This window comes from Actinoplanes rectilineatus, assembly GCF_000962825.1.
Classification (GTDB): domain Bacteria; phylum Actinomycetota; class Actinomycetes; order Mycobacteriales; family Micromonosporaceae; genus Actinoplanes; species Actinoplanes rectilineatus.
On the sequence record NZ_JZKF01000014.1, the window covers coordinates 1 to 14,274 of the forward strand.

The 14,274-nt window shown below is 71.3% G+C and carries 12 protein-coding genes; 4 read left to right on the forward strand and 8 right to left on the reverse strand.

The window, feature by feature from the left end:
- Window positions 1-95: 95 nt before the first annotated feature.
- From WH85_RS52235 to WH85_RS13265, 5 genes are all read right to left on the reverse strand, one after another.
- Entirely contained in the window at window positions 96-1,445 is a 1,350-nt protein-coding gene (locus WH85_RS52235) for a hypothetical protein (protein WP_063775504.1), read from the reverse strand.
- 71 nt (window positions 1,446-1,516) lie between these two features.
- Window positions 1,517-2,566, reverse strand: a complete 1,050-nt coding sequence (locus WH85_RS13250) for a hypothetical protein (protein ID WP_045742135.1) — start codon at window positions 2,564-2,566, stop codon at window positions 1,517-1,519.
- On the reverse strand, window positions 2,556-3,269 hold the full coding sequence (locus WH85_RS13255) for a sugar transferase (protein WP_083448974.1): 714 nt from the start codon (window positions 3,267-3,269) through the stop codon (window positions 2,556-2,558). The genes WH85_RS13250 and WH85_RS13255 overlap by 11 nt, the downstream gene beginning before the upstream one ends.
- A 9-nt stretch (window positions 3,270-3,278) precedes the next feature.
- Window positions 3,279-4,535: a nucleotide sugar dehydrogenase gene (locus WH85_RS13260; protein ID WP_045742229.1), complete on the reverse strand. Its 1,257-nt coding sequence runs from the start codon at window positions 4,533-4,535 to the stop codon at window positions 3,279-3,281.
- Window positions 4,536-4,588: 53 nt separating this feature from the next.
- Window positions 4,589-6,565: a nucleoside-diphosphate sugar epimerase/dehydratase gene (locus WH85_RS13265; RefSeq protein WP_063775505.1), complete on the reverse strand. Its 1,977-nt coding sequence runs from the start codon at window positions 6,563-6,565 to the stop codon at window positions 4,589-4,591.
- Between the two features lie 405 nt (window positions 6,566-6,970).
- Here WH85_RS13265 and WH85_RS13270 point away from each other — a divergent pair, with 405 nt between their 5' ends.
- Entirely contained in the window at window positions 6,971-8,155 is a 1,185-nt protein-coding gene (locus WH85_RS13270; protein ID WP_045742136.1) for a glycosyltransferase, read from the forward strand.
- On the opposite strand, the gene WH85_RS48655 is transcribed toward WH85_RS13270, so the two are convergent.
- Both WH85_RS48655 and WH85_RS13275 read right to left on the reverse strand, forming a co-directional pair.
- On the reverse strand, window positions 8,070-8,651 hold the full coding sequence (locus WH85_RS48655; RefSeq protein ID WP_083448975.1) for a VanZ family protein: 582 nt from the start codon (window positions 8,649-8,651) through the stop codon (window positions 8,070-8,072). The genes WH85_RS13270 and WH85_RS48655 overlap by 86 nt on opposite strands.
- Window positions 8,652-8,673: 22 nt before the next feature.
- A complete protein-coding gene (locus WH85_RS13275; RefSeq protein ID WP_045742231.1) occupies window positions 8,674-9,279 on the reverse strand; it encodes a response regulator transcription factor in 606 nt (201 codons plus the stop codon).
- 674 nt (window positions 9,280-9,953) lie between these two features.
- On the opposite strand from WH85_RS13275, the gene WH85_RS13280 reads away from it, so the two are divergent.
- The 3 genes from WH85_RS13280 (at window position 9,954) to WH85_RS13290 (ending at window position 13,748) form a co-directional block, all read left to right on the forward strand.
- The gene (locus WH85_RS13280; protein ID WP_045742232.1) at window positions 9,954-11,270 is read left to right on the forward strand and encodes a hypothetical protein; all 1,317 of its coding nucleotides are present in this window, start codon (window positions 9,954-9,956) and stop codon (window positions 11,268-11,270) included.
- Window positions 11,271-11,415: 145 nt separating this feature from the next.
- The gene (locus WH85_RS13285; RefSeq protein ID WP_211275357.1) at window positions 11,416-12,579 is read left to right on the forward strand and encodes an AAA family ATPase; all 1,164 of its coding nucleotides are present in this window, start codon (window positions 11,416-11,418) and stop codon (window positions 12,577-12,579) included.
- Window positions 12,576-13,748: a vWA domain-containing protein gene (locus WH85_RS13290; RefSeq protein ID WP_045742138.1), complete on the forward strand. Its 1,173-nt coding sequence runs from the start codon at window positions 12,576-12,578 to the stop codon at window positions 13,746-13,748. The genes WH85_RS13285 and WH85_RS13290 overlap by 4 nt, the downstream gene beginning before the upstream one ends.
- On the opposite strand, the gene WH85_RS52240 is transcribed toward WH85_RS13290, so the two are convergent.
- Entirely contained in the window at window positions 13,700-13,951 is a 252-nt protein-coding gene (locus WH85_RS52240) for a hypothetical protein (RefSeq protein WP_045742139.1), read from the reverse strand. The genes WH85_RS13290 and WH85_RS52240 overlap by 49 nt on opposite strands.
- Between the last annotated feature and the right edge of the window lie 323 nt (window positions 13,952-14,274).

The following is a 14,274-nucleotide window of genomic DNA, read 5'->3' on the forward strand; positions in this document are numbered from 1 at the left end:
TCGACCGCCACACCTACAAGGCCACCACCAGCATCAACGTCGTCACCGACGAGCCTTGACGCATGAGCCATCCGCCTAACTGAACGGCGTTGCGACTAGGCGGCGTGGCGGCCGGCGGACCGGGGAGCGGGCAGCGCGCCCGCGGAACGCCGGGAACCGGGCAGGCTGCGGGCCCTGCGCAAGCCGGCTGGGGACGCCGGGGCCGGGCGGGACTCCGGGAGTTGCGGGCCTGCCCAGGCGGGAACCGCGCCGGGCGGGGTCAACGTGCGGTCCGGCGGGACCCACAGGGCCTGGGAACTCTGCGGGGAACCCCACCACAGGAACGTGCCGTAGCCGCGGACCAGCGGGGGCTGCAGCGCCGGCCAGTACGCCTCCGGCGGGATCGCCAGGCGCCACGCCTCGGCCTGCATGAGGGCCAGGCCCGCGGCGGCCTGCGCCGGGACGAGGGCGGCGCCGGATCGGGCGTAGGTCGCGCCGAGCGCCGGGCGGACCGCACCGGCGGCGAGCGCGGCGGGCACGGTGCCGGAGGGGAGCGCGGCGGGCATGGCGCCGGCGGCGAGCGCGGCGGGCATGGCGCCGGTGGGGAGCGCGGCGGGCACGGCATCGGCCGGGGCGGTCGCCGCGGGTGCGGAGGCCAGCACGACGGCGGAACAGATGGTGATCACGCCGGCCACCATGGCCGCGGTCTCCCAGCCGGGGCGGACCGTGTCGCCGAGGATCGTCAGGGCGATCACCGACGGGACGGTGACCTCGCCGATCCAGTGGACGGCGGTCACCCTGCCGACGTCGCCCTGTTGGAGCGCGTTCGCGTACAGGATCATGCCGTTGACCGGGAAGATCAGCAGGGTCCACACCAGCGGCTCGGTGGCGATCGTGAGGGCCGCGGTCGTCCAGTGGTCCATCGTGCCGGGTGGGAAGTGCAGGGCCCGGCCGTTGAGGGCTGCGGTGCCGAGGGAGAGGCCGCCGATCGCGGCGATCAGGCCGGGCACGCCGACGCGGACGGCCGTCCAGCCGAGGATCACCACGACGAACGCGGCGGTGCAGAAGCCCAGGCGCATGTCGTTGGTCATCGGCATCTCGGCCTGCCGTCCGGCCGAGCAGGCGAGCACGGTCAGCGCCACGCTGGTGCAGATGATCGCGAGGACGTCGCGGCGGCGCAGGTGGGAGCGCAGGAACAGCCACGCGGCCAGGGCGGTGATCGCGAGCGAGCCGGCCAGGACCGACTCGACCACGTAGACGGCGAGTTGTTGCAGGGCGAACATCGCGGCCACCCAGGCCGAGATGTCCAGGACGATGCCGATCAGGTAGAGCGGATGGCCGAGGGTGCTGACCGTGCCGGAGCTGCGTTTGGCGCCCACGGCCTGCAGGATCGAGCCGACGGCGTAGGCCACGGCGCCGTAGACGGCGAGGCCCAGCGCGATCATGCCCGCGGTGGTCAGGTTCATGCCCACCACCTACCTTGATCACTCTCGGTAGATCGACGCATCACACGCCGATGATATGGGCTGCGATGAATCTATGCGACCCCGGCATTCACGACTGGCATGAACGCCCGCGTGACCTCGGCGATCCGGCGTACGTCCGCCAAGCTGCACCGATGATCGACAGGCAGGGTGAGGATGCGATCGGCGGCGTCCGCGGCCATCGGGTCACCGCTCCAGAATCCGGTGCGATCCTGCCGCCAGTGAACCGGCGCGAAGATGCCGTTGCGGGCCAGATGGCTCAACAGCCCGTCACGGCCGGCCCGGTCCCGGCAGAACAGCTGCACCCGGAACGGGCCGCCGGACGGCAGGTCCAGTGCCTGCGACAGCTCCCGGGCCCGGCGTTCGCCGGTCGCGCGCAGACCGGTGACGTCGAGTGCCGGCAGCGCCGCCCGGGTGAACGCGCTGGCCGGCCCCTCACTGCCGAGCAGTTCCTGCTCACCCTGCACCTGCAGCTGACGGAAGCCGTCCCTGTCCACCGTCCGGCCTTCCAGCCAGGCGGTCTTGAGCAGCATCGCGGCCAGTTTCAGGTGGGCGCCGTGGCTCTCCGGCCCGGTCGGAGCCGGCAGTGGCATGCCCCGCGGCGACCAGAGCAGGCCGCCGTCCGGCAACGGCAGGGTCTTGCGCAACGAGGCGACCGCGTACGCCGCCGCGGAAGTCCGGGACCATTCGCCGAACGGGTCGTGCGAATGGTCCTCGATCACCGGGATCCGCGGATGCGCCCGCATCCACGCGCGCCACGGTTCGCCCGGTTCCCGGCCGAAGAGGTTCTGGGCCAGGACCATGTCGCCCTCGGCCGGGCGCAGCGTCTCCCAGTGCGGGCCACGGCCGTCCGGCAGGTGGCGGTACCAGGCGATCCGCACCCGCTGGGACAGGACGTGCGCCACTCCCGTACAGAAGAAGGAGGGAATGTGTACGCGGCCGGCGGGCCGCACCCGGCGTAGCAACGCGGTGAGCGCGCCGCAGCCGGTGGCGAAGAGTTCGCGCCGGTCCGGCAGCCACCCGGGAAGGCCGCCCCGCTCAGCGCCGAGCAGGGCGGCCGGGTCCCAGTGGAACTCCGAACCGATCTCGCCCTCAGGCGGCACGGTCGTAGTCGGCGGCCTCGGCGCGCACGATGACGACGGTGTCCTCGCCGGGGGCGCCGGACCGCTCGAGCTCGGGGGCGCCGGACCGCTCGATGTTGAGCGTGTCCACGTGCACCGGGGGCTCGCCGCGTTGCACGGTCAGCGCGGTACGCCAGAGGATCCGCAGGTCGAGCGCCGGCGACCAGTTGTCGACGTACCACCGGTCCAGCTTGAACCGGGCCGGCCAGTCGATGTCGTCGCGGCCGTTGACCTGCGCCCAGCCGGTGATCCCCGGCTTGACCTCGAGACGCCGGGCGTCCTGCGCCGAGTAGTTCGCGACCTGCGGCAGCACGTCCGGGCGCGGGCCCACCAGGTTCATGTCGCCGCGTACCACGTTGATCAGCTGGGGCAGTTCGTCGAGGCTGGTCCGGCGCAGGAACCGTCCGCAGGCGGTGATCCGCGGATCGTTCTCCACCAGGCCGAACGGGTCGTCGATGCCGAGCTGGGCGCTGAGGGCCACCGAGTCGTGCACCATCGAGCGGAACTTGAGCATCCGGAACGGGACGCCGTCCTTGCCGGCCCGGTCCTGCACGAAGAGGACGCCTCTGCCGTCTGCGATGCGGATCCAGACGGCCACGGCCAGGACCACCGGGGCGAGCAGGGTCAGCATGACGGCTGCGGCCAGGCGGTTGGCCAGATTCCAGAGATTGCGTACGAGGTCCACGATGCCCTCCTAGAGCGACTCGACCGTGGGCCCGGTGAGCCGGTGACGGGTGTCCAGCACGTAGGCGGCGTGTTCGACGACGAGGTCCAGGTCGAAGTCGTCGTGGTCGGCGAGCAGGACGACGGCGTCCGCCTCGGCGACCTGTTCGGCGGTGAGCGCCACCTGGGCGACGCGGCTGTCCACGTGGGCGTCCTCGACGACGTGCGGGTCGGCGGCGCGGACCTGCGCCCCCATGTCCAGCAGCAGGGCGGCGACCCGGCGGGCCGGCGACTCGCGGGCGTCGCCGGTGTTCTTCTTGTAGGCCAGCCCGAGCAGCAGGATCGTGGAGCCGTTGACCGCCTTGCGCCGCCGGTTGAGGGCGGTGACCAGGCGCCGGACCACGTAGTCGGGCATGTGGTTGTTGATGTCGTTGGCCAGTTCGACGAACCGGAAACTCTGGCCGAGGGTCCGCTGCACCCGCCACGACAGGTAGGACGGATCGATCGGCAGGCAGTGCCCGCCGACGCCGGGGCCGGGGGTGAACCGCATGTACCCGAACGGCTTGGTGGAGGCGGCGCCGATCGCCTCCCAGACGTCGATGCCGAGCTCGTGCGCGTACACCGCAAGCTCGTTGACCAGCGCGATGTTGACGTGCCGGAAGGTGTTCTCGAGCAGCTTGGCCAGTTCGGCGACCTTGGTGTCGGCGACCGGCACGGTCCGGTCGACGACCGAGCCGTAGAACGCCTGCACCTTCTCCAGCGACGCCGCGTCGATGCCGGAGACCACCTTGGGGGTGGTCGTCAGGTTCCACTCGCGGTTGCCGGGGTCGATGCGTTCGGGGCTGTAGCCGAGGTGGAAGTCGGTGCCGGCGATCAGCCCGGAACCCTCCTCGAGCAGCGGGCCGACCAGTTCGGTGGTGGTGCCCGGGTAGGTGGTCGACTCCAGCGCGACGGTCGCGCCGGGCCGCAGGTAGCGGGCCAGGGTCCGGGCCGATTCCTCGATGTAGCGCAGGTCCGGGGTGCCCTCGCGCAGCGGCGTGGGTACCGCGATCACCGCGACGTCGAAGCCGCCGCAGGACCGCGGGTCGGACGACGGCTGGAAACGGCCGGCGGCCAGCACCTGCCGCAGTTCGTCCGACGAGACGTCGTCGACGTAGGACTCGCCGGCGGCGAGCCGTTTGATCCGTTCCTCGTCGACGTCGAAGCCGACGACCGTGTGTCCCACCTGCGCGGCCCGGACCGCGAGCGGCAGCCCGACATATCCCTGACCGGCGACGACGACCCGCATGGGGGTGCTCTCCTTCATCACTCTGCGGGCCTTGCGGGCCCGTTTCGATCGGGTCACTTGCTGCCTTCCGGCACCGCGGCCACCTCGGGCCGGCGCTGTTTGCCGCGCGGCGCGGGCCGGTGCCATTCGGTCAGGGGCTTCTTCTGTACGCCGGGGAGCGCGGGACTCATCGCGAGCCACCGCAGGACGGCGATCAGGTCGGCCCGGGGTACCGACGGGTCGAGCAGCGACAGCACGGCCCCGTCCAGCGGCGGCACCGGCGCCTGCGAGATCAGCGGGTGGTTCGGCCGGTGGTCCGGCTCGTCCGGCCCGAGCAGCACCTCGGCGAGCTTCTCGCCCGGGCGCAGTCCGGTGTAGACGATCTGGATGTGCTGGTCGGCGGCGTCGGCGATGCGCCGGGCCACGTCGGCGATCCGGACCGGCTCGCCCATGTCCAGGACCAGCACCTCGCCGCGGCTCTCCAGCGCGCCCGCCTGGATCACCAGCCGTACCGCCTCCTGCACGGTCATGAAGTACCGGTTGACCTCCGGGTCGGTGACCGTGATCGGCCCACCGGCCTCGACCTGCGCGGCGAAGGCGGTGAGCACCGAGCCACGGCTGCCGAGCACGTTGCCGAAGCGGACGCTGCAGAAGGTGCCGGTGGCGGCGGTGTCGGCGGCCGCGGTGAGCCGCTCGGTGATCCGCTTGGAGTACCCCAGGACGCTGCACGGAGCCGCGGCCTTGTCGGTGGAGATGTTGACGAGGCGGTCGACGTTGTGCCGCATCGCGGTCTGCAGGATCTGGTACGTGCCGATGATGTTGGTCTTGAGCGCCTCGGACGGGTGCATCTCCAGCAGCGGCAGGTGCTTGAGAGCGGCGGCGTGGAACACCACGTGCGGGCGGTGCTCGTCGAACACCTCGTCGAGACGCTGCTGGTCGCGGATGTCGGCGACGACCAGGTTGCGGTCGTCGAGCATGCCCTTGCCGTCCAGGGACAGCTGCACCGCGTGCAGGCCGGACTCGTCGCGGTCCAGCATGATCAGTTTGGCCGGGTTGAAGCGGGCGACCTGGCGGCACAGTTCCGAGCCGATCGAGCCGCCGGCCCCGGTGACCAGCACCCGCCGGCCCTCGAGGTAACCCGCGACGGCCGCCAGGTCGATGCCGACCTCGCGGCGCCCGAGCAGGTCCTCGTGGCTGACCGGGCGGATGTCCTCGACCCGCATGGTGCGGCCGAACAGTTCGACCACCGGCGGGACGACCTTGAGGTCGACGTTGAGCGGCTGGGCCAGTTCGGTCAGGCCGCGGATCAGGTCGGCGCTGGCACTGGGGATGGCGATGACCACGGCGTCGGCGCTGAACCGGCGGACCACGTCGGCCATCGCCGCACGGGTGCCGGCCACCGGCACACCCATGATCTGCAGGGACCGTTTGGCCGGGTCGTCGTCGAGCAGGGCGACCGGGACGTACGGGCTGGACGGGCTGCGCAGCATCGCCCGGATGACCTGGGTGGCGCCCTCACCGGCGCCCATCACCACGACCCGGGTGCCGGGCTTCGCCGGGCGCAGGCGGCTGTCCTGCAACGAGCGGACCGTGTAGCGGACGCCGGCCGTCAGGACCAGGCAGATCAGCCCGGCCGCGATGATCGCCGAGCGGGGCACCAGCCGGCCGAACAGGGTGTCCAGCAGGAACAGCACCGGAGTGGTGACCGCGGCGGTCTTCACCAGCGCGGCGATCTCCTCGAAGCAGCCGTACGACCAGCGGCCGGTGTAGAGGCCGAACCGGATGCCGGCGGCGGTGTGCACCATCGCGGCCGCTGTGGCGAGCACCAGCAGGCCGGGGAAGTCGATGTTCTCGACATGGCCGTCGTGCCGCAGCAGTGTGGCGATGAGCAGTGCCGCGGCGAGTGCCGCGGCGTCGGTGGCGGCCCGGGCGGCCCGGCCGCGCAGGGCGTTCAGGAACCAGGGCGCCGGGGTCCCGCCCCGGCGCCGCCAACCGTCTGAGATCGCGTCGCCGGGCGCCGAGGCGCCCGGCGTTGATCGCCGTACCTGCATGGAATCCCCCTCGTACGATGCCGGCGCAGCCGGCCGCGGACCCGTCGCGCGGTGATCGTCGTCATGAAATCGGGCATCATGGAAAACGGGCCGTGAAAATTGATTCCCAGCATTCGGAAATGCGTTTCGGCCCTCAGTTAATTCTCAGGGTTCCAGTCACCGAGGGTTGATTACAGTAGCAATTGTCACGGGCTACGTGAGAGTTGCTCACATTTACCGATCGACGTTCGACGGGCACCCTTTCGGGCTTCCCGGACCAGCCATTCGGCGGATGATGTCACGGCGTCGGCGAATCGTTCTCATATTAGGCGTGACATCTGGGACTTCCGCTGGGCCGAATATTCCGGCAGCGTCTTTCCCAGCGGTGTCGCAAGCGTTCTGTCGACAATGCGACCGGGGGACGGGATGAGGGTCCTGCATGTCATCAGCACACTGGGACCGGACGGGGCCGGGCACCAGGTGCGTCTGCTCGTGCGCCGGCTGCCGTACGACAGTGAGATCGTCACGCTCGGACCGTCACCGGTCCCGTTGACGCTGGCCGGCGACGGCATACCGGTGCACCGGCTGCACAGCCACTGCGACCACGACCCGGCCGCCATCGGCCGGCTGCGCCGCCTGATGATCGACGGCCGGTACGACGTGGTGCACACCCACCTGTTCCGGGCCGGCGTGCAGGGCCGGATCGCCGCCCGGATGGCCGGCGTCCCGCACGTCGTCGCCACCGAACACCACCTGGGCAGCGAACTCGTCTCGTCGCGGCGCCGCGCCCTCTATCTCACCGGCGAACGCCTCGGCCAGGTCACCATCGCCGCCTCGCCGGCCATCGCCGGACGGCTGACCTCCTGGGGAGTACCCCGCTCCCGGATCGCGATGATCCCGAAGGCGATCGACACCGGCGAGTTCGGCTTCGACCCCGCCCTGCGCGCCGCCACCCGCGGGCGGCTCGGCATCGCCCCCGGCGAACCGGTGGTCGGCGGCATCGGCCGCCTCGAACCCGGCAAACGTTTCGACCTGCTGATCCGCGCGGTCGGCGAGGTTCCCGGGGCGACCCTGCTGCTGGTCGGCGACGGGCCGGCCCGGACCGCCCTGGAACGCCTCGCCGACATCGAGGGCGTCGCCGACCGGGTCCGCTTCACCGGGGCGGTCGGACATGCCCGGGAGATGCTCTGCGCGATGGACGTGTTCGTCTCCCCCGGCCAGGAGAGTTTCGGGGTGGCCACCCTGGAGGCGGTCGCCGCGGGCCTGCCCGCCCTGTACGCCGCATGCCCGCCGCTGGAGGACCGGGCCGCCCGCCGCGCCCCGGTCCGCGGCACCCACCGGCTGGCCGGCCGCGACCGCGAATCGCTGCCCCGTGCCCTGCGCGCCGAACTGCTCTGCCTGACCGAACGGCGCGGCGCCCGGCTCCCGGCCCGGACCGTGAGCTCCCGGTACGGCGCCGACCACCTGGCCGCCTCGGTCGGCCGGATCTACGAACGGATCACCGAACGGCCCGGCCGCCGCCGGGTCATCGCACCGCTGCTGACGTTTCGCGGGCGGATCGCGGGAAAGAACAGGATTCCACTGCCCGGTGGAAACGTGCGGAACGCATGAGCCGCTGGAACACCAGATAACCCAGGAACGTGCCGAGCGTGTTCGACATCAGGTCGTTCACGTCGGCCCACCGGTTGCCGTGCAGAGTGAGGATCAGGAACGCCTGCGTCAGTTCGATGGTGAGACTGACCAGGAAACCGGTGAGCACCACCCGGCGTCGGCCGCGGACACCGAAGACGGTGTGCAGCACCGTGCCCAGCGGCAGCATCATCACGGTGTTGAGCACGAAATCCATCGGTCGCATGTCGAGCACCGGCAACAGCAGGAACCGGAACAACTCCGGGCCGCCGGTGCCACTGCCCCAGGTGAGCGGCATCGGGAGCATCGTGGCTCCGACGACGGCCACCGCGTACCACCCGGCGAACCAGCCGGCCGCCACCCGCGGTGCCGACAGCAGGCCCCGGCCGTGCAACCAGGCGCACGTCACGACCATCGCGAGAACGCCCAGCAACGGCATGGTGGGCAGGGCCGGAATGACGATCTGGTGTGCTGGCATCCGTTCCCACGCTACCCGGCGGTCAGCGCAGCCAGCCCTCCTTCCGGGCGATGCGGATAGCGTCCAGACGGTTCCGCGCACCGGTCTTCGTGATGATCGCGGACAGGTAGTTGCGGACCGTTCCGCCGGACAGGTAGAGCCGTCCCGCGATCTCCTTCACGGACTCGCCCTCCGCCGCGAGTCCGAGAACCTCGAGCTCCCGCGTGCTCAGCCCACGGTCGGTGTTGAGCGACGCGGCCTGCAGCATCGGCGAGACCACCCGCTCGCCGCGGGCCAGCCGGCGCACCGCGTCCGCGAGCATGGCCGGGGAGGAATCCTTGAGCAGGAAGTTGAGACCGCCGTTCCACCGCCGGGGTGGGAGCATGCCCCGTTTCGACGGGTCGCAGAGCAGCAGCATCGAGCAGGACGGGATCGCACCGTGCAACTCGTCGGCGATCGGCAGCACCTGACTGACCATGTACTGCGTGTCGATGACGACGACCGCGGGCCACAACTGAGCGGCACGCGGCGCCAGATCACCACCGATCGGCAGCGTGTCGACATAGTGCATGTCCGGCTCGGTCTCGAGGAACGCACGCACCGGGACACCGAAGTATCCCTCGTCTCTCACCACGACGACCCGGATCATCACACCACCCTCGCTGATGGACGCCGGCGCCGGCCGGATCGTCGACCTGTCAGGAACGCTGGATGCACATATCTTTCTAGCGCCCCGTGTCCATTCCGGCGACGGCGGGGCGACGAGCCTTTTCTTGATCTCTCGATGATCCGGAAGAACGGGCGCTCCCCCAGTTCAGCACCAATTCGTGCCAATGGGCGTCACCATCGGGGCACGTACTCAACGTAACGGTAGGACACACTCTTCGCACATAGCCGTAGCCGATCGACTGATTCAGGTCTGCCGGATCTACGCCCTCGGCCCCCGAAATGACCGGGACATCACCGGGAAACGATCAAGAAACTCGTCACGAACGTGTCTTCTGCTGACAAATCGGACCGGATAAGTGACGTTGATTCGCCATTTCCATGGCCTCGGAGTGAGCATTTCCGCGCATTCATTCACGGGTCCACCGCCGTGCCGGTGACTGGAAAGGATTACATTTCTCCCCCGAAGGCGTCACCCGGCCGCTCCGAGCCCGACCGCTCCGAGCCCGACCGCTCCGAGCCCGACCGCTCCGAGCCCGACCGCCCGGGCGTCGCCATACAGACCGGCTGACAACCGGGCGGCCGGCATGTACTGTCCTCGGCGATGAACACCACCTCTTCACGATCGGGGGTCGTCTTCGTGCAAGGTGAGTGCTGATGCACTCGCTGAGGACGAGGGACGACAACCGTCTGTCCAGCTGGCGGCGCACACGCGAGTTCGCCGTGCCGCCCACCATGATCGAGACCGCCACCGCCCGCCGCGCCGCGGGTGACTGGGCCGGGGCCTGTGCCGCCGCCCGCGTGGACGTCGATCTCCCCTACCGGTCGATGGCCGGGTCCCGTGGTCGCGAGACGGCCCAACGGATCCGCGACGACCTCCGACATCTCGCCCCCGACCTGCTGCGATGGCACCTGCCCCGGAACACCCGGGACGGCCTGCTCCGGCCCGGCACCACCATCACGCTGGCGCGCTACGCGACGTCACACCTGGTGGCGCGGACAGCCCCGGGATGGGCCGACGCGGGGCAGCGGATCAGCCTGGCACTGTGGGACCCCGGCGACGGGAGTCCCCGTCCCGAACCCCGGTTCCGGCTCGACCTGCACCGGCACCTCTGGGACGCGCGCCGGGCCGGTGACCTCGCGAACCGATGCGGGGCCGGCACCTGGACACCCGCGGACACCACAGCCGGGGCTCGGTCGCTGCCCGGAAACGCCGCCGCGCACCGGTGGCCGGACGAGGCAGCGCTACTCCTGGAGGCCGACCCCGCAGACGCCGTCCTGATCCGGCTCGGCGGGCGACGGCGACTCCTCCTGGACCGGTCCACCGGCGACTGGCGGCTCCGATGGGTGGACCGGCGAAGTCCGGAGCCGGTTCCGGTGCTGCCCTGGGCCGCCACCTGGATGCCACCCGACGTGGAACTGCTGGCCGCCGGACTGATCGACGCCGGTGACCTGCATCCGCTGGTGGCGCAGGCGCTGACACCTGGGCGCCGGGCCCCGCGACAACGCCGGGAGCCTCTGCGGACAGTGGACTGCCGGGGTACGCAGCATCGGCTCGGCATGGTGGACGGGGTGCTGACCCCGCTCGACCACACCGACGCTGAGCTGCAACGCGAAGAGTTGCTGGCGGCCTTCGGCGGACCGCCGCTCGCCTGCCTGCGCGCCATCGACGAGGCCACCCGGGACGAGGAGTTCCTCGACCACATCCGCGGACGGCTCGACCACGGTGACCATGCCGGGGCGATGGCGGTCCTCGACGACCTGGTCGGGCCGGCCGCCCGGGCAGCCGGCGACGAGTTGCTGGCGGAGCTGACGACGGCCGCCGACCGGCTGATCGCGCACGGACTGTTCCGCAGCGGCATGGCCGGGATCGTGCCGCTGCCGCCACTGCGCGACCCCCGGCACACCCGTCGGCGGCAGCGGCTCTACCACGAGCGCAACAACCACCACCTGGGCTACGGCTACTACTCCTGACCGGCCGGTCGACATCGGGCGGGACCACCCGCCACCGCCGGAACCCGCGTAACGGCCCTGCGCCGCGCCCTGTCGCGCGGCTGCCACGCAACGAACCCCGACCTTTCTGCACTGCCCGGACGCGTACACGAAAAGGGTGTTGAATTTGACTTTGGATCTTGCATCGACGCTGTTGGCCCTCCTCGACGACACGGTGACCGAAGCCCGGCCCGACAAGCAGCTCGAAGCGCTCGCCCTGGCGGTCAGCGCCGACCTTCCGGTGTTGCTCTGGGGTGAACCGGGCATCGGCAAGACCGCTACGCTGCGGCATCTCGCCGCGTCGCTCGGCCTGCCGCTGACGACGGTGATCGCCAGCGTGCACGAACCGTCGGACTTCGCCGGGCTGCCGGTGGTGGGCGACGACCCGCAGACGCAGGGCGTGCCGATGGCGCCGCCGGACTGGGCGGTGCACCTGAGCCGCGCCGGACACGGCCTGCTCTTCCTCGACGAGATCTCCACCGCGCCGCCGGCAGTACAGGCCGCACTACTGCGTGTGGTGCTGGAACGCCGGGTGGGTGCCCTGCAACTGCCACCCGGAGTACGGATCGTGGCCGCCGCGAACCCGCGCGGATCCGCCGCCGACGGCTGGGAACTGAGCGCACCGCTGGCCAACCGGTTCGTGCACCTGCAATGGGGATACGAACACGACGTGGTGGTCCGCGGACTCGGCGGCGTGTGGCCCCGGGCGTCCCTGCCCCGCCTCGCCGCGGACCGCATGCCGGACGCGGTGGCCCAGGCCCGGCGACTGGTCTGCGGTTTCCTCGACGCCCGGCCCACCCTGGTGCACCGGATGCCCAAGGACGAGGCGAACCGCGGCGGTCCCTGGCCGTCGCCGCGCAGCTGGGACATGACGGTACGTTTGGTCGCCTTCGCCACCGCCGCGAACGCCTCCCGGGACGCGCTGTCCATGCTGGTCCGCGGTGCCGTCGGCGACGGCCCCGGACTGGAACTACTGGCCGCCCTGGACCGGATGGACCTGCCCGACCCGGAGAGCCTGCTCGCCGACCCGGAGAACGCCGTGCTGCCGGAACGCGGCGACCTGCGGCAGGCCGCACTCGACGGGGTGGTCGCGGCGGTCCGCGCCGACCCGGCCCGCGACCGCTGGGAGGCGGCCTGGCGTCTGCTGGTCCGCGCCCTGGAGACCGGTGCGCCCGACCTGCTGGTGGTGCCCGCGACCACCCTGTCCACACTGCGCCGCGACGACTGGGAGGTTCCCGCCGCGATCGAACGGCTCTCCCCGGCCCTGGCCCTCTCCCGGCGGGCCCGATGACGACACTCGACCGCGACAAACTCTTCGCCGCCCGCCTGTACGCCGTACGCCGCCGCCCCTACCTGGCCACGGCGCTGTTCGCCATGCATCCGGTGGAATCCCGTGCGGTGTCGACGATGGCCGTCGACCGGCACTGGCGGTGCTACGTTTCAGCGCGGTTCGTGGCCCGCACCCCACTGGCGGAACTGGCCTCCGTCTGGGTCCACGAAGTCTCCCACCTGCTGCGCGACCACCACGGCCGCGGCGACCGCCTCCCGGAACGCCACCAGCGCCTCAAGGTCAACGTCGCCGCCGACTTCGAGATCAACGACGATGTGTACGGCGACGGCCTGCCCCGCCCCACCGGCGTTGTCATGCCCGGCGATCTCCGGCTGCCGCAGGACCTCCTGATGGAGGACTACCTCTTCCACATTCCGGGCCTCTACCTGCGCAACCTGATCTGGCTGGACTGCGGCAGCGGCGCCGACGGCCTGGACCGGCCATGGGATCTCGGACCGGACGGCGCGCACGGGCTCAGCGAACAGGAACGCGACGGAGTCCGCTTCCGCGTCGCCGAAGGCATCACCGGCAGCCCGGGCGACATCCCGCAGGGCTGGCGGCGCTGGGCGGAACAGGCCTTCCACCCGCCGCAGCCATGGCGCGACCTGCTCGGCGCCGCGGTCCGGTCAGCGGTCTCGGCATCCGGTGCGGGCGACGACTACGTGTACAGCCGGCCGGCCCGGCGCTCGGCCGCCCTGCCCGGCGTGATCCTGCCCAGCCTGCGCCGGCGCCCGCCCCGCGTCACCGTCGTGATCGACACGTCGGGTTCGGTCAGCGACACCGAACTGGGCAGCGCCCTCCTCGAGGTGGCGGCGATCGGCAAAGCCCTGGGCAGCCGCCGCGACCTGGTCAGCGTGATCTCCTGCGACGCGGCGGCACGGGTCGCCGAACCCCTCTGCCAGGATCAGGGGATCACACTGATCGGGGGCGGCGGCACCGACCTGCGGGACGGGTTCACCCGCGCCATGTCGGCGACGCCCCGGCCGGACGTGGTGGTGGCGTTGACCGACGGACAGACACCCTGGCCGTCCCGCAAACCGAACTGCCGCACGGTCGTGGGACTGTTCCGCCGCAAACACGACTACGACACGCCGCCGCCGGCCTGGGCCCGCGTGGTGGGCATCGGCTGACACGCGACGATCAGGGCCGGAACAGCGCCGTCGACCGCGAGCCGGGCCACCTCGTCGCCGGCCACCTCGTCGCCGGCCACCTCGTCGCCGGCCAGGCTGGGGCCGGCCAGGCTGGGGCCAGCCAGGCTGGGGCCAGCCAGGCTGGGGCCAGCCAGGCTGGGGCCGGCACGCCGCACCGCCAGGGCCTGCTCGAGAGCGGACAAGGGGTCACCGCCCAAGGAGAGCCGGCCAAGGCGGTGAGCGCACCCGGTGTCGTGATCGGGTGCGCTCACCGCCTTCAAAGGGGGTGCACCCGTCCCCAAACCCATGATCGGGTGCACCCACCACCCTAAACAGCACGACAGCTCTCGAAACAGATACGCGAAGCTCGAAAAGCAACAGCAACAGCAACAGCAACAGCAACAGCAACAGCAACTCGAGTAGCACTGGCGTTTCCCGTCAAAGGCGCCCGAACCCGCGGCCACACGGCCAGGCCACCGCACCCGATCACGACACCGGGCACCGCCACCACCCTCCAATGGCGGGC

What these genes read in the sequence shown, in the direction of transcription:
- WH85_RS13275 (WP_045742231.1), bottom strand. Translation starts at nt 9,279, where the DNA reads ATGATCCGGGTCGTCGTGGTGAGAGACGAGGGATACTTCGGTGTCCCG.
- WH85_RS13270 (WP_045742136.1), top strand. Translation starts at nt 6,971, where the DNA reads ATGAGGGTCCTGCATGTCATCAGCACACTGGGACCGGACGGGGCCGGG.
- WH85_RS13280 (WP_045742232.1), top strand. Translation starts at nt 9,954, where the DNA reads ATGCACTCGCTGAGGACGAGGGACGACAACCGTCTGTCCAGCTGGCGG.
- WH85_RS48655 (WP_083448975.1), bottom strand. Translation starts at nt 8,651, where the DNA reads ATGCCAGCACACCAGATCGTCATTCCGGCCCTGCCCACCATGCCGTTG.
- WH85_RS52235 (WP_063775504.1), bottom strand. Translation starts at nt 1,445, where the DNA reads ATGAACCTGACCACCGCGGGCATGATCGCGCTGGGCCTCGCCGTCTAC.
- WH85_RS13260 (WP_045742229.1), bottom strand. Translation starts at nt 4,535, where the DNA reads ATGCGGGTCGTCGTCGCCGGTCAGGGATATGTCGGGCTGCCGCTCGCG.
- WH85_RS13265 (WP_063775505.1), bottom strand. Translation starts at nt 6,565, where the DNA reads ATGCAGGTACGGCGATCAACGCCGGGCGCCTCGGCGCCCGGCGACGCG.
- WH85_RS13290 (WP_045742138.1), top strand. Translation starts at nt 12,576, where the DNA reads ATGACGACACTCGACCGCGACAAACTCTTCGCCGCCCGCCTGTACGCC.